23 protein-coding genes and 1 pseudogene are annotated in these 22605 nt (G+C 70.8%); 11 read left to right on the top strand and 13 right to left on the bottom strand.

All coding sequences use genetic code 11. From position 1 onward, the window contains the following. Together G6039_RS22495 and G6039_RS22490 are read right to left on the bottom strand one after the other, a co-directional pair. A partial coding sequence (locus G6039_RS22495) for a DUF4873 domain-containing protein (RefSeq protein ID WP_164528117.1) occupies positions 1 to 311 on the bottom strand: 311 nt, incomplete at its 3' end. 41 nt (positions 312 to 352) lie between these two features. Further along, complete coding sequence (locus tag G6039_RS22490; RefSeq protein ID WP_006946502.1) at positions 353 to 1093, bottom strand: TetR/AcrR family transcriptional regulator; 741 nt, start codon at positions 1091 to 1093, stop codon at positions 353 to 355. A 139-nt stretch (positions 1094 to 1232) separates the two neighbouring features. Between G6039_RS22490 and G6039_RS22485 the strand changes: the two genes are divergently transcribed. The 7 genes from G6039_RS22485 to G6039_RS22455 all read left to right on the top strand — a co-directional run bounded on the left by G6039_RS22485 (position 1233) and on the right by G6039_RS22455 (position 8002). Beyond that, on the top strand, positions 1233 to 2504 hold the full coding sequence (locus G6039_RS22485; RefSeq protein ID WP_029545205.1) for a DUF445 domain-containing protein: 1272 nt from the start codon (positions 1233 to 1235) through the stop codon (positions 2502 to 2504). Positions 2505 to 2564: 60 nt separating this feature from the next. Next, entirely contained in the window at positions 2565 to 3113 is a 549-nt protein-coding gene (locus tag G6039_RS22480) for a helix-turn-helix domain-containing protein (protein WP_006946504.1), read from the top strand. A gap of 1 nt (position 3114) precedes the next feature. Continuing rightward, entirely contained in the window at positions 3115 to 3933 is an 819-nt protein-coding gene (locus G6039_RS22475) for a hypothetical protein (protein WP_043803288.1), read from the top strand. A 76-nt stretch (positions 3934 to 4009) separates the two neighbouring features. Continuing rightward, positions 4010 to 4303 carry a DUF2516 family protein gene (locus G6039_RS22470; RefSeq protein ID WP_006946506.1) on the top strand — a complete coding sequence of 98 codons (294 nt, stop codon included), beginning with the start codon at positions 4010 to 4012 and terminating at the stop codon, positions 4301 to 4303. A gap of 82 nt (positions 4304 to 4385) precedes the next feature. Further along, the gene (locus G6039_RS22465; RefSeq protein ID WP_006946507.1) at positions 4386 to 5288 is read left to right on the top strand and encodes an AurF N-oxygenase family protein; all 903 of its coding nucleotides are present in this window, start codon (positions 4386 to 4388) and stop codon (positions 5286 to 5288) included. Between the two features lie 70 nt (positions 5289 to 5358). Continuing rightward, positions 5359 to 6396 (top strand): alpha/beta fold hydrolase, encoded by a 1038-nt coding sequence (locus G6039_RS22460; RefSeq protein WP_006946508.1) that lies wholly within the window; start codon positions 5359 to 5361, stop codon positions 6394 to 6396. Positions 6397 to 6457: 61 nt separating this feature from the next. Continuing rightward, positions 6458 to 8002: a molybdopterin-dependent oxidoreductase gene (locus G6039_RS22455; RefSeq protein WP_043803284.1), complete on the top strand. Its 1545-nt coding sequence runs from the start codon at positions 6458 to 6460 to the stop codon at positions 8000 to 8002. A gap of 23 nt (positions 8003 to 8025) precedes the next feature. Here the strand turns inward: G6039_RS22455 and purU are convergent, their stop codons facing one another. The 6 genes from purU to G6039_RS22425 all read right to left on the bottom strand — a co-directional run bounded on the left by purU (position 8026) and on the right by G6039_RS22425 (position 13948). Beyond that, positions 8026 to 8913 carry a formyltetrahydrofolate deformylase gene (purU, locus tag G6039_RS22450; protein WP_006946510.1) on the bottom strand — a complete coding sequence of 296 codons (888 nt, stop codon included), beginning with the start codon at positions 8911 to 8913 and terminating at the stop codon, positions 8026 to 8028. Positions 8914 to 8956: 43 nt separating this feature from the next. Next, positions 8957 to 9817: a class I SAM-dependent methyltransferase gene (locus tag G6039_RS22445; protein WP_043803281.1), complete on the bottom strand. Its 861-nt coding sequence runs from the start codon at positions 9815 to 9817 to the stop codon at positions 8957 to 8959. Between the two features lie 68 nt (positions 9818 to 9885). Beyond that, positions 9886 to 10074 (bottom strand): hypothetical protein, encoded by a 189-nt coding sequence (locus G6039_RS22440; RefSeq protein WP_006946512.1) that lies wholly within the window; start codon positions 10072 to 10074, stop codon positions 9886 to 9888. A 36-nt stretch (positions 10075 to 10110) separates the two neighbouring features. Further along, positions 10111 to 10935 (bottom strand): formate dehydrogenase accessory sulfurtransferase FdhD, encoded by an 825-nt coding sequence (gene fdhD, locus G6039_RS22435; protein ID WP_006946513.1) that lies wholly within the window; start codon positions 10933 to 10935, stop codon positions 10111 to 10113. Then, the gene (locus G6039_RS22430; protein ID WP_080688668.1) at positions 10923 to 13334 is read right to left on the bottom strand and encodes an FdhF/YdeP family oxidoreductase; all 2412 of its coding nucleotides are present in this window, start codon (positions 13332 to 13334) and stop codon (positions 10923 to 10925) included. Before G6039_RS22430 ends, fdhD begins: the two co-directional genes overlap by 13 nt. After that, on the bottom strand, positions 13331 to 13948 hold the full coding sequence (locus G6039_RS22425) for an MBL fold metallo-hydrolase (RefSeq protein ID WP_043803279.1): 618 nt from the start codon (positions 13946 to 13948) through the stop codon (positions 13331 to 13333). Before G6039_RS22425 ends, G6039_RS22430 begins: the two co-directional genes overlap by 4 nt. Before the next feature lie 374 nt (positions 13949 to 14322). Here G6039_RS22425 and G6039_RS31585 point away from each other — a divergent pair. Together G6039_RS31585 and G6039_RS22420 are read left to right on the top strand one after the other, a co-directional pair. Then, positions 14323 to 15138: pseudogene (locus tag G6039_RS31585) on the top strand (serine/threonine-protein kinase); the annotation flags it as partial. 292 nt (positions 15139 to 15430) lie between these two features. Continuing rightward, on the top strand, positions 15431 to 17857 hold the full coding sequence (locus G6039_RS22420; RefSeq protein WP_445009157.1) for a winged helix-turn-helix domain-containing protein: 2427 nt from the start codon (positions 15431 to 15433) through the stop codon (positions 17855 to 17857). Positions 17858 to 17931: 74 nt separating this feature from the next. Here G6039_RS22420 and G6039_RS22415 read toward each other — a convergent pair whose 3' ends face one another. Then, positions 17932 to 18456 carry a GNAT family N-acetyltransferase gene (locus G6039_RS22415; protein ID WP_006946524.1) on the bottom strand — a complete coding sequence of 175 codons (525 nt, stop codon included), beginning with the start codon at positions 18454 to 18456 and terminating at the stop codon, positions 17932 to 17934. Positions 18457 to 18520: 64 nt separating this feature from the next. On the opposite strand from G6039_RS22415, the gene deoC reads away from it, so the two are divergent. After that, entirely contained in the window at positions 18521 to 19186 is a 666-nt protein-coding gene (deoC, locus tag G6039_RS22410) for a deoxyribose-phosphate aldolase (RefSeq protein WP_006946525.1), read from the top strand. 39 nt (positions 19187 to 19225) lie between these two features. Here deoC and G6039_RS22405 read toward each other — a convergent pair whose 3' ends face one another. Then, complete coding sequence (locus G6039_RS22405) at positions 19226 to 19963, bottom strand: LmeA family phospholipid-binding protein (protein WP_043803277.1); 738 nt, start codon at positions 19961 to 19963, stop codon at positions 19226 to 19228. Positions 19964 to 20066: 103 nt separating this feature from the next. Between G6039_RS22405 and G6039_RS22400 the strand changes: the two genes are divergently transcribed. Continuing rightward, positions 20067 to 20684, top strand: a complete 618-nt coding sequence (locus tag G6039_RS22400) for a type IV toxin-antitoxin system AbiEi family antitoxin domain-containing protein (RefSeq protein WP_029545192.1) — start codon at positions 20067 to 20069, stop codon at positions 20682 to 20684. Here the strand turns inward: G6039_RS22400 and G6039_RS22395 are convergent. The 3 genes from G6039_RS22395 to G6039_RS22385 all read right to left on the bottom strand — a co-directional run bounded on the left by G6039_RS22395 (position 20630) and on the right by G6039_RS22385 (position 22544). Next, positions 20630 to 21463 (bottom strand): hypothetical protein, encoded by an 834-nt coding sequence (locus G6039_RS22395; protein ID WP_043803274.1) that lies wholly within the window; start codon positions 21461 to 21463, stop codon positions 20630 to 20632. The genes G6039_RS22400 and G6039_RS22395 overlap by 55 nt on opposite strands. A 6-nt stretch (positions 21464 to 21469) precedes the next feature. Then, complete coding sequence (locus tag G6039_RS22390) at positions 21470 to 21976, bottom strand: DUF2505 domain-containing protein (RefSeq protein ID WP_006946528.1); 507 nt, start codon at positions 21974 to 21976, stop codon at positions 21470 to 21472. A gap of 64 nt (positions 21977 to 22040) precedes the next feature. Further along, positions 22041 to 22544 (bottom strand): DUF2505 domain-containing protein, encoded by a 504-nt coding sequence (locus G6039_RS22385; RefSeq protein ID WP_006946535.1) that lies wholly within the window; start codon positions 22542 to 22544, stop codon positions 22041 to 22043. Positions 22545 to 22605 lie beyond the last annotated feature (61 nt).

The raw sequence follows: 22605 nt of genomic DNA, 5'->3' as shown, positions 1-22605 counted from the left end.
GGATAGGGCGGGGCCGAGACGCCGTCGACCATGTGGCTGCCCCACAGGTCCGTCTCGCTGATCCGGACGGTCGCCGGCGCGGGGCCGCCGGGCCCGGGCACGGTCAGGTGGAGGTCGGTGCCGGGGGAGAGGTCGGTGCCCGGCGGCAGGGCTGCCGCGAGGCCGCGGATCCGGCCGCGCCAGCGGTAGCGCCCGCTGATGGGGTCGAACGCTCCGGCCAGCTGCACCTCCGTGGTGGCGTGCTGCTCGCCGACGGTGACCTCGGCGGGGCCGCGGTAGCCGTCGGGTTCGTCGTCGTGTGGGTCGGACATGCCCGCGACTTTACATGTAAACGCCAGTTACATAAATCTGGTCACGGCGTGCCGGCCTCCGGGAGCAGCGGGTGCGGCCGGCTCTTGAACCGGGCCGGCGAGCCGCCGACGGCGGCGATCCCGGAGATCCCGCCCCAGGTCATCATGGTGAGGTAGTCGGTCAGGTCCTCCGCCGACATCGACTTGTTGGAGATCCACCAGTGGGTGGCGAGCTGGATCGCGCCCACGATCGCGTACGCCCACGGCACGGAACCGCCCGAGTCCATCTCCAGATTCCGGAGCCGCTCGCCGATCACCGTCGCGACGAGTTCGGCGATCATCCGCTCCGAGTTCGCCACGACATCGCGCCCGGCCGCGGCGCTGTTGGTCATCACGTACAGGTACACCTCGGGATCCGAGGCGACGGTCTCGACGTACGTGGCGATCGCGACCCGGGTCAGGTCGTACTCGTCGAGATCCTCCGCCACCGCCGCGTAGATGCGCGGAGCGAGGATCGTCTCCACGTACCGGAGCATCGTCGCCGTGGTCAGGTCGTTCTTGTCGGTGAAGTACCGGTAGAGAACCGTCTTGGACACGCCGATCTCGGCGGCGATCTCGTCCATCCCGACGTCGCGCCCGCGGGACCGGATCGCCTTGATCGTGCCGTCGACCAGTTCCTCGCGCCGGGCGATCTTGTGCTCGTGCCAGCGGCGCTTGCGCCCGTCCTGCTTGGTCGGCGCGGCGGCTGTCGGGACCGGCGTGTCGGTCGGGGGCAGGGGCTGGGGAACTCGGTGGTTCGGCACTGGGTGGCACATCCGTTCGCTGTCGATCGTCCGCCCAGTTTATAAGGGGGTGTGCCGCACCCCGTGCGGATGTCCCGTTCCCAGGGGGGACGGTGTGCCGAACCCGCGTCCCGCCCCTGCGGGTGGCGGGTTCGGCACAATGGTGGAGGTGCAGCTGATGAGCATCGACGATGACGCCAAGCGCAGGGATCTGCGGCGGATGAAGGCGGTCGCCACCGGCTTTCTGCTCGCGGCGACCGCGGTCTACCTGTTCTGCCGCTGGCAGGAGTCGCGCGGTGCCGGCGAATGGGTGGGGTACGTGCGGGCGGCCGCCGAGGCCGGGATGGTCGGCGCGCTCGCGGACTGGTTCGCCGTCACCGCGCTGTTCCGGCATCCGCTCGGGATCCCCATTCCGCACACGGCCATCATCAAGCGGAAGAAGGATCAGCTCGGGGCGAGCCTGAGTTCGTTCGTCGGCGCCAACTTCCTCGCCCCCGAGGTGGTGTCGGAGAAGGTCGAGAACGCCCGGATCCCGCTGCGGCTGGGCACCTGGATGGCCGAGCCCGACCACGCCGAGCGGATCGCGCAGGAGACGTCGACGGTGCTGCGGGGCCTCGTGACGGTCCTGCGCGAGGAGGACATCCAGCAGATCATCGACAACACCATCGTCAAGCGCATCGCCGAGCCGGAGTGGGGGCCGCCCATCGGCCGGGTGCTGTCCGAGCTCCTCGCCGAGAACCGGCAGATGCCGCTGATCGACATGCTGGCCGAGCGGGCCCATCAATGGGCCCTCGGCAGCCAGGAGACGATCGACCGCATCATCAGTCGCGACTCGCCGTCGTGGTCGCCGAAGTTCGTGGACCTGCTGCTCGGGGAGCGGATCCATCGCGAGCTCGTCGAGTTCACCTGGAAGGTGCGCTCCAACCCCGACCACGAGGTGCGCGTGGCCGCGAACCGGTTCCTCGCCGACTATGCGCGGGACCTGCAGCACGACCCGGTCACCATTGCCAAGGCGGAGAAGGTCAAGGCGGAGATCATGGGCCGCGAGGAGGTCACGCAGCTGGCTTCCGCGACGTGGCGGGCGGCCAAGCGGATGATCCTCGAGTCGGTCGACGATCCGCACAGCACGCTGCGGACGAAGGTCACCGAGAACGTCATCCACTTCGGCGTGCGGCTGATGGAGGACCACGAGCTGCGCGGCAAGTTCGACCGCTGGCTGCTGGACGGGGCCCGGTACATCGCCGCCAACTACGCCGACGAGATCACCGCGGTGATCCGGGAGACGGTCGAGCGCTGGGACGCCGAGGAGGCGAGCCGCAAGATCGAGCTGCAGGTGGGACGCGATCTGCAGTTCATCCGCATCAACGGCACGGTGGTCGGATCGCTCGCCGGCCTGGCCATCTACACCCTGTCGAACCTGCTGTTCGCGTGACGTGCCACACCTGCTAGCAGAGTGCTTGCTACAGCTAGCACTTGCGCGTACGCTGAGGTTGTGTCCACGAAGGAATCGGGTGAACCAGCCGACGGGGGGGACGGTGACAAGGACGACGCGTCCGGCGCCACCGAGATCGCTACCCGGGTAGTCAGCACTGCCGCCCAGGACATCGGCAGTTTCATCCGCTCGCAACGCGAGGCGGCGCAGGTGTCCCTGCGTCAGCTGTCCCAGCTCGCCGGCGTCAGCAATCCCTACCTGAGCCAGATCGAGCGAGGGCTGCGCAAGCCCTCGGCCGAGGTGCTCGGTCAGATTGCCAAGGGTCTCCGGATGTCCGCGGAGGTCCTCTACGTCCGGGCCGGGATCCTGGAGCAACGTCCGCAGAGCGCGGTGCGCGATGCGCTGCTCGCCGACGCCGTCCTCACCGAACGGCAGAAGCAGGTCCTGCTCGACATCTACGAATCGTTCTGCCGCGAGAACGGTTCCCGCCCGTCCGGGGCGGCATCCGCACCGGGGACATCTGCCCCCGAGGCATCCGCATCCGAGACGTCCGCATCCGAGGCCGCCGCCCCGAAGGGCGCGACCGACCCCGACCAACAGGAGAACTGACATGACCGATCCGAAGACCTTCGCCACCCCGCTGTATGCCGCCGTCGGCGCCGGCGACGCCGTGGTCCAGGCCGTGGCCGACGTGGTGGCCCGGACCCGCCGTCGCGCCGAGACCACCCAGACCGACGTCACCGACCGGGTCGACAGCGCCCGGGGCCGTCTCGCCGACTTCCAGGAGGACCTGACCGAGAACGTCGAGTCCCTGCGCGAGCGTCTCGCGGGCCTGCCGGCCGAGCTGCCCGAGGATCTCGCCGAGCTGCGCGAGAAGTTCACTGCCGAGGAGCTGCGCAAGGTGGCCGAGGCATACCTGAAGGTGGCCTCCGACATCTACACCGCGCTCGCCGAGCGCGGCGAGGAGACCATCGAGCGGCTGCGCAAGCAGCCGGTCGTCGAGGAGAGCATCGGCCGCGCCGAGGCCGCGTTCGGTGACGCCGTCGAGCTCACCGAGGATGCTCTCGGCACCGTGGCGCGGCAGACCCGCGCCGTGGGCGAGCAGGCCGCCAAGCTCGCCGGTCGCGCCGCCGGCCGGATCGAGGAGACCGCCGGCGATGTCGGCGAGGCCATCTCCGGTGCCGGTGAGGAGGCCGGTATGCGGGTGCTCGATCTCGGTGGCCAGGCCCAGGAGGCCGCCGAGGAGGCCGCCGACCGGGTCGAGACCGCCGCGCTCGAGCTCGACGAGGCCGCCACCAAGGTCGAGGAGGCCGCGGAGAAGGCCGCCGCGCCGAAGACCCCGGCCAAGGCGCCCGCCCCGGCTGCGGCCAAGGCTCCGGCCAAGGCGCCCGCCAAGAAGGCCGCGCCGCGCAAGACCACCGGCGCCTGATCTCGACCGGTCGGTAGAACCGCCGACGGCCCCCACGCGACCTCCGCGTGGGGGCCGTTGCTCGTACCATGGGGACGTGCCCAACGTCGATTCTCTCGCCGCCCTGATCATCTTCGCTCTGCAGATCGTCGCGCTCGCCGGGGCGGGCTTCGCGCTGCTGCATGCCGTGCGGCAGCCGGCCGAGGCGTTCCCCGCGGTCGACAAGCTCACCAAGCCGGTGTGGCTCGGCATCCTCGCCGCCTCGCTGCTGGTGATCTTCGTCTTCTGGGGCACCTTCATGATGCTCGGGATCATCGCGGTCATCGCCGTGTGCGTGTACCTCGTCGACGTGCGGCCGCGGGTGGACGAGGTGCAACGGCGCCGGTGGTAGCTCTCCCCGGGAGCCTTGACAAGCGCCGACAGGTTGGTGACACTTCGAGTAACGGGTAACAACCGAGACGAGGTGATCGACGATGGCGCTCACCCGGACCTTCCGCACCGCCGACCGTCAGGACACCGCCGAACGCCTGCTGGCGTCCGCGGCGCGCTCCTCCTACGACCCGGCCCTCGAGATCGACTGGGACGCCCCCGTCCCTGCCGACAAGTACGGCATGACCCCCGAGTGGAGCAGCCTCTACGGCACCGCCCTGTGGGAGTCGATGACCGAGCGGCAGCGGATCGTACTGACCCAGCACGAGGCCGCCAGCATCGCCGGCACCGGCATCTGGTTCGAGATGATCCTGATGCAGATGCTCGTGCGCGACCTCTACCGCCGCGACCCCGCCACCCCCTACGTCCAGTTCGGGCTCACCGAGATCGCCGACGAGTGCCGGCACTCGACGATGTTCGCGCGCGCGGCACAGCACTTCGGGATCCCGTCCTACCGGCCGAAGCGCTGGATCCGGGAGAGCGGCCGGCTGTTCAAGGCCACCGCGAGCGGAGCGCTCGCCTTCGGCGGCACCCTGTTCGCCGAGGAGATCCTCGACATGATGCAGCGCGACTTCATGCGCGACGAGCGGGTCCAGCCCGTCACCCGCACCGTCAGCCGCATCCATGTGATCGAGGAGTCCCGCCACATCCGGTACGCGCGTGAGGAGATCATCCGCCGCACGCGCCACCTCTCCCGCGTCGACCGCGCACGCGTCCGGCTGCAGCTGGGCATCTCCGCGTACTTCGTCGTCACGAGCCTGGTCCACGACGACGTCTACGCCGCCGCGGGACTCGACGTCGCCGAGGCCACCGCCGCGGTCCGCACCAACACCCACTACCACGACCGGCTCCGCGAGGGCGCACGACGGACGATCGAGTTCCTCGACGACGTCGGCCTGATCGGGGGACCGTCCACCCTGCTGCTCCGCCGCGCCCACGTCCTGTGACCGCGCGACCGTCCCCCGGCCGCCGCACGTCGCGACGGCCGTCGTTCCAGCAACCAGGAGAACAACACAGGTGAAGAAGCCGTCCCGCAGGACCACCCTGGCGATCGCCGGGGTGGCCGGCGCCGCTGCCGTTGCCGGCCTCGTGGCCTACCGCGCCCGCCGACGCCGCGCCGTGGTGCGCGCCGCCGACCGGCCACCGCACGCGCTGCTCGCGCCGCCGACGGTGGAACCCGACGTCATCGACCTCACCACCGACGACGGTGCCCATCTCAACGTCCGCGCCTACGGCGACCCGGACGCCGACCCGATCGTGCTCAGCCACGGATGGACCTGCAACGCCGACTACTGGATCCCGCAGATCAACGCCCTCGCCGGCCGCTACCGGGTGATCACCTACGACCAGCGCGGACACGGCCGCAGCGACCTCGGTACCCGGACCTTCGGCCCCGACGTCCTCGCCGACGACCTCGCCGCGGTCCTCGAGGCGACGGTGCCGGCCGGCCGCAAGGCAGTCCTCGCCGGTCACAGCATGGGCGGCATGAGCATCATCGCGTGGGCCGGCCGCCACCCCGATCAGGTGCGGGAGAAGGCCTCCGGGGTGCTGCTCGCGAGCACCGGCACCGACAGCCTGCTCGCCGAGGCCGCGCTGCTGCCGTCCCGGCTGGGGCGGGTGCAGGAGCCCGTCGCGCGCCGGCTCCTCGGCGCCGCCCTTCCGCTCGTCGCCTCACCCGTCACCACCCGGGCCCTGAAGTACGTCGCGCTCGCGCCCGGTTCGAGCACCGCCGAGGTCGCCTTCTGCGAGAAGATCGTGCTCGGCTGCACGCCGCGGGCCCGCGGCAACTGGGGCACCGCGCTGAGCGCCTTCGACATCCGCGACGGGCTCGACCACCTCACGGTGCCGACGACCGTGCTCGTCGGCACCGCGGACCGGCTCACACCGCCGGTGCACGCCCGCAAGCTCGCCGAGACCCTGAAGACCTGCGGGCACCTCGAGCGGCTCGTGGTGCTCGACGGGATCGGGCACATGAGCTCGGTCGAGGCGATCGACGCCTTCGACGACGAACTGCTGCACCTGGCCGAACGCGATCGCATGCCGGCCGGCGCCTGAGGGTCCCATCCGCGGCGGGCGCGGCGCCGAACCCTCGGTGTAGTCCACCGGGAGGAGACCCATGACAGTGGCGCGCCACCGCGCGGCCCGCGCCTTCGCCGGCCTCGTCGCGTTCGGAGTGGTCCTCGGCGTCGGAGAACTGCTGGGCGTGCTGATCGGGCCCGCGTCGTCGCCGTTCTACGCCGTCGGCGCCACCACGGTCGACCGAGCCCCGGCGTGGGCCCGCGAGTTCGCGATCGACACCTTCGGCACGTCCGACAAGCCGGCCCTGTTCATCGGCATGTCGGTGATCCTGGCCGTACTCGCCGTGGGGGCGGGGCTGCTCGAGCAGCCCGGCCGCCCGCGCGGTGGCCTCGTGATCCTCGCCCTGGCCGCGGTGGGCGTGTACGCGGCGCTGAGCCGGCCGGGCGCCACGGCCGTCGCCGCGCTGCCGACGGTCGTCGGCGCCCTCGCGGGCGCGGCGCTGCTGCAGTACTCCATCCGGCTGCTCGCCCGATCCGACGTCCGCGACGGCGTGCCGGCGACCCCGGCGTCGGGGTGGCCGCGCCGGCGGTTCCTCACGGTGGTCGGCTCCGCGGCCGCCGTGGCCGTGGCCGCCGGCGCGACCGGCCGGTACCTCACCGACCGGCTGACGCGGGCCGTCGAGGACCGCGCCCGGTTCCTGATCCCGCGGCCCGCCCGGCCCGCCGCATCCGTGCCGGCCGGCACCGAGGTGACGGTCCCCGGGGCCACCCCTTTCCTCACCTCACCGGCGGAGTTCTACCGCATCGACACCGCGCTCCGGGTGCCGCGGTTGCGCACCGCCGACTGGCGCCTGCGCATCCACGGGATGGTGGAACGGGAGGTGACGCTGACCTGGGACGACCTGGCCGCGTTCGAACCCGTCGAACGGATCCTCACGCTCACCTGCGTGTCCAACGAGGTGGGCGGCGACCTGGCCGGCAACGCCCGCTGGATCGGATACCGGATGAGCGACCTGCTCGCGCGGGCCGGGGTCCGCCCCGACGCCGACATGCTCCTGTCCACCAGCGTCGACGGCTTCACCTGCGGCACCCCCGTCGACGCGGTCCTCGACGGCCGCGACGCCCTGCTCGCCGTCGCGATGAACGGCGAGCCGCTGCCGTTCGAACACGGATACCCGGCCCGGCAGGTGGTGCCGGGCCTGTACGGGTACGTCTCCGCCACCAAGTGGGTCGTCGACTGGGAACTGACCCGCTTCGACCGGGCCGAGGCCTACTGGACGCGGCGCGGCTGGGCGGAGAAGGCCCCCGTCCGGACGGCCTCGCGCATCGACGTCCCCGCCGCGTTCGGCCGGCTCGAACCCGGGCCCGTGATCGTCGCCGGTACCGCGTGGGCGCAGCACCGCGGCATCGACCGCGTCGAGGTCCGGGTCGACGGCGGCCCCTGGAACGACGCCGTGCTCGCCGAGGAGTACTCCCTCGACACGTGGCGGCAGTGGACGTGGCGGTGGGACGCGACGCCCGGTACGCACGTGCTCGAGGTGCGGGCGACGGACGGCGAGGGCCGGGTGCAGGACGAGCAGCGTCGCCCGCCCATCCCCGACGGCGCCACCGGCTGGCACAGCCGCACCGTCACGGTCGGGTGACGGGCGCGCCCCGGAACGGGACGTCAGCTGAAGACGACGGTCTTGCTGCCGTGCACCAGCACCCGGTCCTCGAGGTGCCAGCGCAGACCGCGGGCCAGCACCAGCTTCTCGACGTCGCGGCCGAGGCGCACCATGTCGCCGACCGTGTCGGCGTGACCGACGCGCACCACGTCCTGCTCGATGATCGGGCCGGCGTCCAGCTCGGGGGTCACGTAGTGGCACGTCGCGCCGATCAGCTTCACGCCGCGCGCGAAGGCCTGATGGTAGGGGCGTGCGCCGATGAACGACGGCAGGAAGCTGTGGTGGATGTTGATCGCCCGGCCCGCCCAGTGCTCGCACAGCTCGGGCGGCAGGATCTGCATGAACCGCGCCAACACGACGGCGTGCGGATCGTGCACGTCGACGAGCTTGCGCACCTGCTCGAACGCGGGCCCGCGCTGTTCCGGGTCCTTGGGGAAGGACACGTAGTGGAAGTCGATGCCGTGCCGGCGGGTCACCCGCTCGAGGTCGGGGTGGTTCCCCACGACCGCGCAGATCTCCGCGTTCAGCTCGCCGGCGGCCACCCGGCCGAGGATGTCGTGCAGGCAGTGGCCCTCCTTGCTGACGAGGAGCACCACCCGCTTGGTCTCGCCGGTGTCCTGCAGCGTCCACTCGGTCTCCGGGCCGAGCTCCGCCGCGACGGTCGCGAACCGCTCGCGCAGTTCGTCGAGGCCGAGCGGGATGGAGGAGGCGCGCACCGCCTGACGAGTGAAGAACCAGCCGCTGTCGGGGTCCGCGTGGTAGCCGGCTTCGACGATCGAGCCGCCCACGTCCGCGAGGAAGGTCGAGATGCGGGCGACGATGCCGGTGGCGTCGGGGCAGCCCAGTGACAGTACATACCGACGGTCGTCGGACGAGGCAGCGGAGGTCATGCCGTCCAGTGTCTCAGGTGTGCATCCGGGTCGTTCCGGCCGGTCACACCGTCGCCGGGGGCCGCCGGACGGTGGCGGTCCCGACGAGGGTCGTCGCGTCGATCGTGTGGATGCCGCGCTCGGTGACGGCCGCCAGGAACTCGGCGCGCACCGCGGCGACCGCGTCGGCGTCGAGCCCGGCCAGGGCTGCCCGCAGGCCCGTCGCGGTCACCAGCGTCCAGCACAGCTCCTCGGTGGCGGGCAGCAGATTCGACAGGGTGCGTACCTCCACCGAGTGGGTGCCGGCGGCCGCGAGCCATGCCTCGAGGGTGCGCGGCAGATCGATCGCGTGCAGCGGTGTCCGGTCGCGCAGCGACGGCCGGCCCGCCACCGCCGGGTTGCGGCAGCCGACGACGTCGAACAGCGTCGCGCTGATCTCCTCCATCGCCCCGGCCCGCCACACGGTGACGCCGATCCGGCCGCCGTGCCGGACCAGGCCGACCAGGCGGTCGAATGTGGCGTCCATGTGGGGCAGCAGGAACACGCCGTAGGAGATGGCGAGCGCGTCGTACCCGGCCTCCGGGACCGCGGACGGCGGTTCCCACGTGGTGGCGTCGGCGCACACGAAGTCGATGTTCTGCAGCGCCCGCTCGGCGGCGACGAGCCGGCCGAGCTCGAGCAGTTCGTCGGCGACGTCGATCGCGTGGACCCGGCCGGTCGGTCCCACCGCCGCGGCGGCGGGCAGCGCCGAGGCGCCGGCGCCGCAGCACACGTCCAGCACCGTCGCGCCGGGACCGGGCCCGAGCTGGAAGACCAGCGCCTGCCCGGCCGGGCCCCACACCGTCGGGGTGAGCCGGTCGAAGTCGCCGCTCGCGTCGTCGAAGGTGCTCGCGAGCCGTGCCGTCTCGTCCACTGCGTCGGTCATGCCTCGTCCTCGGGTTCTCGAATCCGAGGACGGAACCTCGGATGCCCAGCGGGAGTGCAGCCGATACCCTATTGCAGTTCCGAACGTTTCAGTTCCGAATGCTGAATGGCGAGCACCCGGGACGTCGAGCGGGTACATCCCGCGTCGAGCGGGTGGATTTCGCGGCGAACCGCGAGGGGAGGGCTCAGGAACCGCCCGCTCGCCACCACAACAGCCCGCTCGCGCCCGTGCGACGAGCGCGGCGCGGCGGCCTTCACGTGCTCCCCGGAGGGGACGGGCACCCTGCGGATTGCTCACACCCCGATTCGATGAGGGTGGGTGTAGATGTTCATGGTGTCCTCGCGCAGGAAACCGACCAGGGTCAGCCCGGATTCGTCAGCCAGGTCGATGGCGAGTGAGGACGGTGCGGAGACGGCGGCGAGGACGGGGATGCCGGCCATGACCGTCTTCTGGGCGAGTTCGAAGGAGGCGCGGCCGCTGACGAGCAGGACCGTTCCCCGGGCGGGGATGCGGTGGTTTTCGGTGGCCCAGCCGACGATCTTGTCCACGGCGTTGTGCCGGCCGACGTCCTCGCGCAGGGCGAGCAGGTCACCGGTGGCGGTGAACAGGCCGGCGGCGTGCAGGCCGCCGGTGCGGTCGAACACCTTCTGCGCCTCGCGCAGGGTGTGCGGCATGCCCGACAGGGCGGTGGGGTCGACGACGACGGGGTCGTCGGCCGGGGCGTGGCGGGTGCGTTGGCGGATCGCGTCGAGGGAGGCCTTGCCGCACACCCCACAGGAGGAGGTGGTGTAGAAGTTACGCTCGATGCCGGTCTCGGGCAGTGCGACGCCGGGGGCGAGGTCGATGTCGAGGACGTTGTAGGTGTTGCGGCCGTTCTCGTCGGTGCTGTGGCAGTAGCGGATCGCGGCGATGTCGCCGCGGTCGCCGACGATGCCTTCGGTGAGCAGGAAGCCTTGGGCGAGTTCGATGTCGGAGCCGGGGGTGCGCATGGTCACCGCCAGCGCGGTGCCGTTGACCCGGAGTTCGAGGGGTTCTTCGACGACCACGGTATCCGGGCGTGTCGACTGTCGGTTCGCGTGGATGCGGGTGATGCGGGTGCGGGTGGTTACTCGTCCCATGCGACGCTCCGGTGCACCAGTTCGCCTCGCCCGGGTGATCCGGGGGAAGGCCGGCCGGGCGCCGTGCCCGGTGCCGCGGCACCCTCGCGCCGAGGGGTGTGGGCTTCGAGGCGGATGGTGACGGCCTTGGACACGGGGGTGTTGGACTTGCGGGCGACGTGGTCGAGCGGGATCAGGGGGTTGGTTTCGGGGTAGTAGGCGGCGACGTTGCCGACCGGGGTGGGGTAGGGGACGAGCCGGAAGTCGTCGGCGCGGCGCGCTTCGACGGTGCCGTCGGGGCGGGGCCATTCGGAGATCAGGTCCACCCGGTCGCCCGCCGCGAAGCCGAACGACTCGAGGTCGCGGTCGTTGACGAACAGCACCCGCCGGCCGCCCTTGACGCCGCGGTAGCGGTCGTCGAGGCCGTAGATGGTGGTGTTGTACTGATCGTGGGAGCGCAGGGTCTGCAGGATCAGCCGGCCCTCGGGCACCGGTACCCAGTCGAGGTCGTTGACGACGAAGTTCGCCTTTCCGGTGGCGGTGTGGAAGCGGCGCTCGTCGCGGGGTGGGTGCGGCAGGACGAACCCGTCCGGTCGGCGGACCCGGGTGTTGAAGTCGTCGAACCCGGGCACGACGCGGGCGATGGCGTCGCGGATGGCGTCGTAGTCGTCGGCGAACCCGCGCCACGGCACCGGGTGATCCGGTCCGAACAATGCCTGCGCGAGCTCGCAGACGATGGCGACCTCGCTGCGCAACTGTTCGCCGGCCGGCGTCAGGCCACCGCGGGACAGATGCACCACCGACATCGAATCCTCCACCGACACCAGTTGTTTGCGGCCGTTGCGGACGTCCTTGTCGGTGCGGCCGAGCGAGGGCAGGATGATCCCGGTGCGCCCGTGCACGAGGTGGCTGCGGTTGAGTTTGGTCGAGATCTGCACCGTCAGCGCGCAGTTGCGCAGCGCCGCGGCGGTCACATCGGTGTCCGGGGTCGCGGAGAGGAAGTTGCCACCCATCGCCATGAACACGTGCGCGGCGCCGTCGCGCATGGCGCGGATCGAATCGACCGCGTCGAGGCCGTGCCTGCGGGGACTGCGGATGCCGAACTCGTCGTCCAGAGCCTGCAGGAAGGACTCGGGCATCTTCTCCCAGATCCCCATCGTCCGGTCGCCTTGGACGTTGGAGTGCCCGCGCACCGGGCACACCCCCGCTCCGGGTTTGCCGATCATCCCCCGCATGAGCAACAAGGCCACCGCGTCCTCGATGGTGGCCACACCGTGGGTCTGCTGGGTCAGGCCCATCGCCCAGCACACGATGGTGGCGTTCGAGGCGATCAGGGCGCGGGCGGTCTGTTCGATCTGCTCGCGCGTCAGGCCGGTCGCCTCGAGCACCGTGGCGAGGTCGACGGCCCGGATGTGCTCGGCCCACTGCTCGAACCCGGCACACCGGCTGTCGAGGAACTCGCGGTCGAGCACGGTGCCCGGCCGACGGTCCTCCTCCTCGAGCAGCAGCTTGGCCAGGCCTTGGAACAGGGCCTGATCCCCGCCGATGCGGATCTGCAGGAACTCGTCCGCGATCTGTGCGCCGTCACCGAGCACGCCGTTCACCTTCTGCGGGTCCTTGAACCGCAGCAACCCGGCCTCGGGCAGGGGGTTGATCGCGATCACCGTGGCGCCGCTGGCCTTGGCCTTCTCGAGCACGGAGAGCATGCGGGGATGGTTGGTGCCGGGATTCTGGCCGGCGATGAGGATCAGGTCGGCGTCTTCGAGGTCGGTGACCGACACCGAGCCCTTGCCGATGCCGATGGTCTCGGTCAGGGCGGTGCCGGAGGATTCGTGGCACATGTTCGAACAGTCCGGCATGTTGTTGGTGCCGAAGGACCGGATCATCAGCTGGTAGACGAATGCCGCCTCGTTGGAGGTGCGGCCGGAGGTGTAGAAGATCGCCTCGTCCGGGCTCGGCAGGGCACGCAGGTGCTCGGCAATCACCGCATAGGCTTCGTCCCAGCCGATCGGCTCGTAGTGCGCCCCGCCCGGTCGGATGATCATCGGATGCGTCAGCCGGCCCTGCTGCCCGAGCCAGAAGTCCGTCTGCGCGAGCAACTCCGGAATCGAATGGGCGGCGAAGAACGCCGGGCCGACTTTCCGGGTGGTGGCCTCCTCGGCGACGGCCTTGGCGCCGTTCTCGCAGAACTCCGCGGCCTTGCGATGCCCCGGGGTCTCCGGCCAGGCGCACCCCGGGCAGTCGAAGCCGTGCCGCTGGTTCAGCCGGGCCAGGGTGCGGGCGGTGCGAAGCGGGCCCATCTGCTCGAGACCACGACGCAGCGACACCAGCACCGCGGGCACCCCGGCTGCGTAGGACTTGGGGTCGGTGATCTGGATGTCGTTCTCGTCGAAGACGTGCCGGTCCGTGGTGTTCGTCATGCGCTGTGTCGCACCCATCGATCGGTCGGCGAGAACGCCTCGCCGAGAAGGAAACTGTCGCCGTGGCCGGGGTGAACTCGGGTGTCGGCCGGCAACGCCGACAGTGGCCCGGGCGCCGTGCTCGGCGGCGGGGTGTGTCCGGGCGCTTCACACCCGTGCCGGAGGACGTCGCCGGTGAACACCACGCCCAGGTGTGGAAGATGCAACGACACCGACCCGGGCGTGGCGACCGGAGTGTGCAGCACCCGGATCTCCTCACCGGCGACGGCGATGCGCTGCCCGTCGTCGAGTCGCCAATAGCGACGCTGCCCGTGCACCGCCTGCCACAACGCGTGGTCGGCCGGATGCAGCAGGATCGGAGCACACAGTCCCACGCCCACGTCGACCGCGGCCGAGACGTGGGCCCGGCCACCCTGGGTGCAGATCACCGCGGTGACACATCGGTCACCGACCGCGTCGGCGATGTCGGTGGCTCGACCACCCGCATCGACGACCACCACGTCCCGGTCGTCGCCGACCAGCCAGACGTTCGTTTCTCCGGGATCGGCGAAGAACGGCCCCGGGGGCCGTGCTCGTCGAACGCAGACGCGGTCGATCCGAAAACCCTCACTCACGTCAGGCTCGTACCGTCGGTCGGCTCACTGCACGTGTCCCCGACCCGAATACCCCTGGGCGTGAGCCTGCACCACAGGAACGCGCACCGCGGTAGGCCTTCCGATCGCACACGTGGTCCCTCGCATCTTCATCGAACACAGCTGGTCCTGCCCGACCGTCAACGGTCGTTGCCGGATCCACCGTAAAGTCCGCCGACTTGCCGACGAACTGGCCGAACGATCAGATCGGCCTGTCCCGATGGGCAGTGCGCCCAGGCCCTCGCGCTCCCCACCGCCAGTGAATTTCTGCGGGTGGCGCCTAGAATCGGAAGCAATCCGAGGTGGCGTCATGATCAAGTCCGCAGAGCACCGGCCGGCAGAACCGGCTCCCGGGAGTGCCGTGGTGCACCTACTGCCGTGCCGGACTCGGTCCGAAGACCGGGTGCACGGTGTCCGGTGACGCCGCCGAACGTCCCGCTGATCCGCCTCCGAGGGAGCTCGCGGACGAATTGAGCGCGGCCGGTTTCGTCGAGCCGCGGGTGGCAGGGCAGGGAGGTTTCGGCATCGTCTACCGCTGTCGTCAGCCCGCCCTCGACCGGGTGGTCGCGGTCAAGGTGATGAGCCCCAGTCCGGACGAGACCGACCGGGTGCGGTTTCTGCGCGAGCAGCAGGCGATGGGCCGGCTGTCGGGGCATCCGAACATCGTGCACGTGCTCGAGGCCGGCGTCACCCGTACCGGGCGTCCCTACATCGTGATGCCGTTCCACCGCCGGGACTCCCTCGAGGCCTGGATCAACCGGCGCGGGGCCCGCACGGTTGCCGAAGTTCTCGACATCGGCATCAAGATGGCCGGGGCGCTCGAGACGGCACACCGGGCGGGTGTCCTGCACCGCGACGTCAAACCGGCGAACATCCTGATCTCCGAGTACGGCGAACCGCAACTGACCGATTTCGGGATCGCCCGGCTGTCGGATCGGCAGGACACCACGCGAGGCTTGGTGGTGGGCTCTCCCGCCTACACCGCGCCGGAGCTGCTGCACGGGCAGTCTCCGTCGGTCGCCTCGGACGTCTACGGACTCGGCGCCACCTTGTTCACCGCGCTGGCCGGCCGGCCGGCCTACGCGCGGCGCCGCGGGGAGGAACTGGTGGCGCAGCTGCTGCGGATCAGCACCGAACCGATCCCGGACCTGCGCGAGCGGGATGTTCCGGAGGGTGTGTGTGCGGTGATCGAGCAGGCGATGGCCCGTGAGCCCGCCCACCGCTTCGGCACGGCGGCGGGGTTGGGGGAGGCGCTGCGCAGCGCCGGGGCGGACCTCGGTTACACCGTTGCCGACCTGCCGTTGCCGTTGGTCTGGGACGAGGAGAGCCCACCGCAGCCGGAAAGTCGCGAATCCCCCGCGACCGCGGCGTATCTGCGCCTCGACCCTTCGGCCGGTGCGTCCGTGCCTGCTCGCCCGCCCGCCGTGGCGACCAAGTACCGCCCCCCCGGTCGCGGCTCACGCGATGGTGCAGCGCACCCGGCTGCTCGACCGGCTCAGTACCGCGACCCGGGCACGGCTGATCTTGATCCACGGCCCGGCCGGATACGGCAAGACCACCGTGGCCACCCAGTACGTGCGGATGCTCGAGCACGACGGCGGCAAGACCGCTTGGTTGTCGATCGACGAAGACGACAACACCCCCGCCTGGTTTCTCGCGCATCTCGTCGATGCGGTCACGGTGACCCTGCCCCGGCTCGGCAGAGAGCTGACCCGTGTCCTGGAGGCACACGGGGAGGGCGCCGAGCGGTTCGTGCTGACCACCCTCATCAACCGGACACACACGGGCGGGCAGCACATCGCGGTGGTCCTCGACGACTGGCACCGGGTGACCAACCCTGCCAGCCGGGCCATCGCCCGGTTCCTGCTCGAGCAAGGGTGCCACCACCTGCAGCTGGTCGTCACCAGCCGGGCCCGGCAGGGTCTGCCGCTGAGCGGCCTGCGCGTGCACAACGAGTTGATCGAGATCGACGCCGCCGCACTGCGCTTCGACGTCGACGAGTCCCGCCAGCTGCTCACCGGTACCACCGGATTGACCATGGAGGACAAGGACGTTGCCGAGCTCGAGGAAACAACCGACGGGTGGGCGGCGGCCCTGCAGCTGGCCTCGCTGGCAATACGCGAACACCGTGACCCCCGGACGGTCATCCGCCAGCTGTCGGGCCGGCATCGCGTTCTCGGCGAGTACCTCGCCGAGAACGTCCTCGACAGCCTCGAACCGGACCTGCTCGACTTCCTGCTGGCCACCGCGGTCAGCGAACGCACGTGCGCAGCCCTGGCCACCGCCCTGACCGGCCGCCGGGACGCCCAGGCCGTGCTCGAAGACATCGAAGAACGGGACCTGTTCCTCACCCGGCTCGACGAGGAGGGACAGTGGTTCCGCTACCACCACCTGTTCACCGACTATCTACGCCGCCGGCTCGAACGAGGCGACCCGGAACGCCTGCACGAACTGCACCGGACCGCGGCCCGATGGTTCGCCGATCAACACCTGTTGAGCGCGGCGGTCGATCATTTCCACGCCGCCGGCGACGACGACGCGGCGATCGACGTGGTCGAGCGGGAAGCAATCCCACTGCTCGAACAATCCCGGATGAACACTCTGCTCGGGTTGGAGACCAAGCTACCGACGACCGCCGGCGCGATGCGGCCACGCCTGCAGCTGGCGGTGGCCTGGGCACACGCGCTGCTGCACCACCGCGCTGCGGCCAACGACGCCCTCAGCCGCCTAGAGGCAGTGCTGCCGACCGTGCCCGGCGACGAAGAGGCTGACGCCCGAGCCGAGGCCGATCTCATCCGGGCCACCATCACCGTCTTCGACGACCGTCTCGACCACCTCGACGAGGCACTCGAGGCGTGTATCGCCCGCGCCGACAGACTCCGCCCGTGGATTCTGTGCGGTGTCGCGGATGTGGCCTCGTTCCGCGAGATCCAGCGGTTCGACTTCGACGAGGCCCGGCGCTGGCAGCAATGGGCACGCCCGCATCACCGCCGCGCCTCCGGGCCGTTCAGTGTCATCTACGGCTATTGCCTCGATGCAGTGGCCGCACGGGAACAACTCGATCTCGACGGCGCCGAGACGAGCCTGCGCCACGCCATGCACCTGGCCACCGCTTCCGACGAAGACAATTCCTACAGCTCCCGGCTCACCGGTGCCCTCCTCGGGGAATTGCTGTACGAACAGGGAAACCTCGCCGAGGCCGAAGGCCTGCTCGACGAGAGCTACAGCCTCGGCGCCGAAGGCGGAACCGTCGAGTTCATGCTCGCCACGTACGTCATCGGCGCTCGCCTGAAGCATCGCCTGGGGCAGCACGAACAGGCCGCCGAGCGACTGGCTGAAGGGGAACGGCTGGCGCTGTCACTGCAACTGCCCCGCCTGGCGGTGTACATCACCAACGAGCGCATCCGGACGGGCATCGGGATATCGCAGGTCTCCCCGGACACCTTTCCTCCCGGGCTTCCGAGCGACGTTCCTGACGGGATCGCCCAGGTCACGGCCGAGACCACGGAAGAGGCGGCAATCCGGCTGCTGCTCGCCGCCGGCTCCGACAGTGACCGGACACACGCGTGCCGGCGCGCCCGAATCCTCACCGAGTCGATCAGCGCCACCGACCGGCCCAGAGCATCCCTCTATGCCCGCTTGTTGCTGACCGAGTGCCTTGTCACGGTCGGCTCACTCCCGGAAGCGGAACGGGTGTTACTGCCCGTCCTCGAGCAGTGTGCACGGTCGGGTTTGGTTCAGCCGGTGCTCGATACCGGACCCGCTGTGCGAGAAATCGTTCGGCGGGTCGGTTCGGAACGACACGGCCGCAGCATCAGCCCCGCCCTCGCCCACTTCTTCGATCGGCTGCACACAGCACCACAGCCGTCCGCGGCGTCGGAGAACACGTGAGTCCTCCCACCCCGGGGAACGCCGAATCGAGCGCATCGCGACACCGCGATTGCTGCCCCGACGGCCCGCTCGGGCTAGCCGATCTCGTAGAACGGAGGCGCGTAGCGGAAGACCCCGCGCAGCTGCGGCCGATGGGCGGTGAGCGCGCGGGCCTGCAGGTGTGACGCCCATTCGGGCACGTCGGGTTCGACACCGAGCTCGGCGGCCGGGACGAACCCGAAACGGGGGTAGTAGTCCAGGTGCCCGAGCAGCACCACGAGCGGTTCGTCGAGGGCGTCCGCCGCGCCGAGCACCGCGTGCATCAGAGCGCCCCCGACGCCGGCGCGCTGCAACTCCGGAAGCACCCCGATCGGCCCGAGGGCCAGCGCCGGCTCGCCGTCGACCGTGCCGCGGGTGACGCACACGTGCCCGACGACCGTGCCCTCGGCGTCCGTTGCGACCAGTGACAGCCGGGGCAGCCACGCCGGGCCGGCGCGCAGCGCCTCGACCAGGCCGGGCTCGACCGGCTCCGCGCCGGTGGGGGTGAGCGGCGTGAATGCGGCGCGGTGCACGTCGCCGATCGCGGGGACGTCGGCGGGAAGTTCTCGTCGGATGAACACGAGAGCAGTGTGGACACCGGCGTCGGGCCGGGCAACGGAATATCGCTATGGAAAGCTGACGGGTATGCCGGAGACCACCCTCACCCGTGCCCGGGTCGCCGCGATGGTCGACCACACCCTGCTCAAGCCCGAGGCGTCGGGGGCCGACGTGCGCGCGCTCGTCGACGAGGCCCGCGAGCTCGGCGTCTGGTCGGTGTGCGTGTCGCCGTCGATGCTGCCGCTGCGGGCGGACGGACTCGTCGTCGCCACCGTGGCGGGCTTCCCGTCGGGCAAGCACCATTCGCTGATCAAGGGCGCCGAGGCCCGGCTCGCCGTGGATCAGGGCGCCGCCGAGATCGACATGGTGATCGACATCGGAGCGGCCGTCGCCGGGGACTTCAACGCCGTGCTCGCCGACATCCTCACCGTCCGGGAGGCGATCGGGTTCGAGCCCGTGCTCAAGGTGATCATCGAGTCGGCGGCGCTGTCGGACGAGGCGATCGTCGAGGCGTGCCGGTCCGCCGAGCGGGCCGGCGCGAACTTCGTCAAGACGTCCACCGGGTTCCATCCCGCCGGGGGTGCGTCGGTGCACGCGGTGCGGCTGATGGCCGAGACGGTGGGCGGCCGGCTCGGCGTCAAGGCCAGCGGCGGCATCCGCACGGCCGAGGCGGCGCTGGCCATGATCGAGGCCGGCGCCACCCGGCTCGGCCTGTCCGGCACCCGCGCGGTGCTCGACGACCTGCCGGAGTGAGCACCGGGCCGCGGCCTCAGCGAGTATCGGGCCGCGGCCTCAGCAGTCGAGCTGGTTCTGCGACTGCTGTCCGGCCGGGGCCTCCGGCATCGTGTAGGCGCCGCCCTCGAGCGTCACCGCGATGCCGGAGTCGGTGACCGACACCGCCGTCGCCTGCATGTCCAGCGGGTACTGCTGCAGGCTCTCGGTGAGGATCTGGACGATGCCGTCGACCAGTGCCGTGGGCAACCCGATGCCGAACAGCGACGCGTCCACCGTCTCGACGGCGATCGCCCCGTTCCGGGCCTCCGGCCGCACGGTCAGCTCCACCAGGTCCGCGCCGCCCACGGTGAAGCGGAGGGTGCCGGCGTTCGCGTCCGGGGTGACGTCGGTGATCAGCGAGCCGAGCGGCAGGGTCTGCACCGTCGCGAGGATGCCCGACGACGGCCACACCACGTCGGCGCTCGAGCTGCCGATGGTCCCGGCCCCGGCGGCGCTCTCCCGCAGATCCACGTCGCGGACCACGGCGTGCACCTGCATCTCCTGGGCGGGGCCGAACGCCGTGTCGTCGCTGTCGAGCGTGACGGACGAGACCTGCTTGTCCACGAGCGAGAGCAGCACCGGCTTCCACCCGAGATCCACGTCGACGTTCGTGCCGAGTTCGCTCTCGAACGACTGCGCGAGGCAGTTGGTGGCACGGTTGCGGACGTACACCTCGGCGCCGACGAGCACCGCGACCAGCGCGACGGCGAGGGCGATGCCGATGGTGGCGAAGGGGATGCGCTTCCGGTTCGTCATGGTTCGGGATTGTTCCGAAGAACTCTGAGGAAGGTCTGTGAAGATGCGGTCCCACTACCAGAAAGTGTGAGGTGGGACACAGTTGTTCGGGTACTGTGGCGGCATGACGGGCTGGACGGAACCTGAACACGACGCCTCCGGCCGGGTGGATCCGGACGAGGCCCTGCGACATACCGCGCTCGCGCAGGCGGGCTTCTTCACCGCGCGCCAGGCCATTGCCCACGGCATCGCCACGATCGACTTCGTCGGCCGGATCGCGGCCGGGCACTGGGTCCGGATCGAATCGGACCTGTTCCGGCTCGGCGACAGCCCGCACACGAAGTTCGACGAGTTCGCGCAGTGGTGCGCCTGGTACGAGGGCGCGGCGGTGGTCTCGCACCAGAGCGCCGCCGACCTGCACGGCATGGGGCACCTGCAACCCCGCTTCCTGCACCTGTCGACGGCCGACCAGAGAACCGTGCCGAGCAACCGGCTCGCCCTGCACCACCGGCAGCTGCGCGCACAGGACTGCGAGCAGGTCGGGTGCTTCCGCATCACCACCCCCGCGCGGACCGCCGTCGACCTCGCCGCGGGTGGGGTCTCCCAGGAGGTCCTCGACGAACTCGTCGGCGACGCCATCGCCATCGGGCGGGTGACCTCGGCGCAGCTGCACGCCGCGGTCGCCGATCAGCCCGCGGCCGTCGCGGACCGCATCGAGCTGGCACTGCTCGCGGCCGGCTGAGCCTGCGTCGGGGCGACGAAGTCCCACGGCACGGTCAGCACGCAGTCCCGCAGCCGCCGGCGTTGCGATGCCGCCGGCACGCCCTGGGCGCGCAACAGGTCCAGCGTCGCGCGCCAGCGCACGCGCGGTCCGAACGCCGCGTGCGGTGCCGCCGACGCCCAGGCCCGATCCGCCGCCTGCAGCAGCTCGTGGATCCGTTCCCCCGGCACGTTGCGGTGGATCAGCGCCTTCGGCAGACGCTCGGCCAGGTCCGACGGGGTGTCCGAGTGGAACGGGCTCCACGCCAGCGTGAGCGTGCGCGGGCCGTGCTCGTCGAGCAGCACCCACGCGCACCGCCGGCCCAGTTCGTCGCACGTGCCGTCGAGCAGCAACCCGCCGGGCGCGAGCCCGGACCGCAGCCGATCCCACGCCGGCGCCACCGCCTCCTCCGGGTACTGGCGCAGCACGTTGAACGCGCGGATCAGCACCGGCCGGAGCCCGGCCAGCTCGAAGCCCCCGCGGGCGAACTCCACGCCGTCCCGCCCCGGCACCACCCGGTCGGGATCGATCTCGAGACCCACCACCCGGAGGCGGCGACGCACCGTGCGCAGCCGCGCGGCCAGCTCGAGGGTGGTCACCGGCATCGCGCCGTAGCCGAGGTCGACGACGAGCGCGTCGTCCCGGGAGTGCAGGACGCGGGCGACGTCGGGGTGGTGCATCAGCCAGCGGTCGCTGCGGCGCAGGCGGTTGATGCCCGTGGTGCCGCGGGTGACGACACCTTCCGGGTGCGGGGCGCGCACGGGGGACTATCCGAACCGGCGCGCGAGCCAGCCGGCGGTGATCTCCGCCTCGGTGCGGAACAGGTCGACGAGGTTGACGAGCATGAGCTGCTCGAGCTTGCCGCCGATGAACGGCAGGAAGACCTTGGCCTCCGAGGTGGTGCGCAGGGTGCTGCCGCCGTCCGAGGCGAACAGTTCCATCGTGCCGGTGAGGCTGCCGGGACCCGCGGGGACCGAGGCCTGGTAGCTGCCGGTGATGGTGTCGCCGAAGGGGGTGTACGTCTCCTTACGGGTGATGACCATGTCCTTCTTCATCACCGTCTGGGCGATCTCGGGCAGTTCCGTGCGCGGCAGGACGTGGTGCAGTACCAGGTCGATGCCGTCGTCCGACACCTCGAACTCCGCGAGGTGGTTCTCGGAGTACTTGCGCATCTCGACGATGCGCGCCTCCCAGTGCGCGCGGTCCGAGAGCGCCTCGTACACCTGCTCCGGGCTGTACGGATAGCGGGCGGAGTAGTCGATTCGCCGGGCCATGACACGCGAGGTTACCGGTTCGTTACCGAACGACGGAAATCGTCACCGTCCCGCAACGGCCTCGTCAGTGCGGTTCGGACAGCCACTTCGCGGTGAAGGTGCGCTCCACGTCGAACAGTTCGACGATCTGCTCGACGATGATGCCTTCGATCTTGCCGCCGAGGAACGGGATCCGCACCTCGGCCTCGCCGTCGATCTCGACGATGGTGCCCGCGCCGTCCGGCGCCATCGTGGAGGTTCCGTCCACCTTCCCCGGCAGCCCGTCCACGTGCGCGGAGAAGCGGCCCGTCGCGCGGTCCCCGGTCACCGGTTGCCACGACTCGTGCCGATGGATGACCAGGTCGCCGGGATGGAAGTTGGTGACGAAGCTCGGCAGGTGCTCGGCCGGGATGGACTGGGTCATGTGCAGGTCGATCGTCCCGTCACCGGTGCGCACGTCCTCGAGCGTCGCGCCCGGCCCACCGATCTCCGCCAGGCGGCTCCGCCAGTAGTTCTCGTCGACGAGCGCCGCGTGCACCGTGGCGACGGGGAACGCGTAGTGCGAGTAATGGTCGATGCGGCTGCCCATGGTCGGCACGCTACCGTTTGCGGGTGTCTGATCCGCGTATTGGGGCCCAACTCGTCGAGGC

It is taken from the genome of Rhodococcus aetherivorans (assembly GCF_011058165.1).
Taxonomy (GTDB): Bacteria; Actinomycetota; Actinomycetes; order Mycobacteriales; family Mycobacteriaceae; genus Rhodococcus; species Rhodococcus aetherivorans.
The sequence above is the reverse complement of the archived record's forward strand: the minus strand, read 5'-3'. Positions and strand labels throughout refer to the sequence as shown.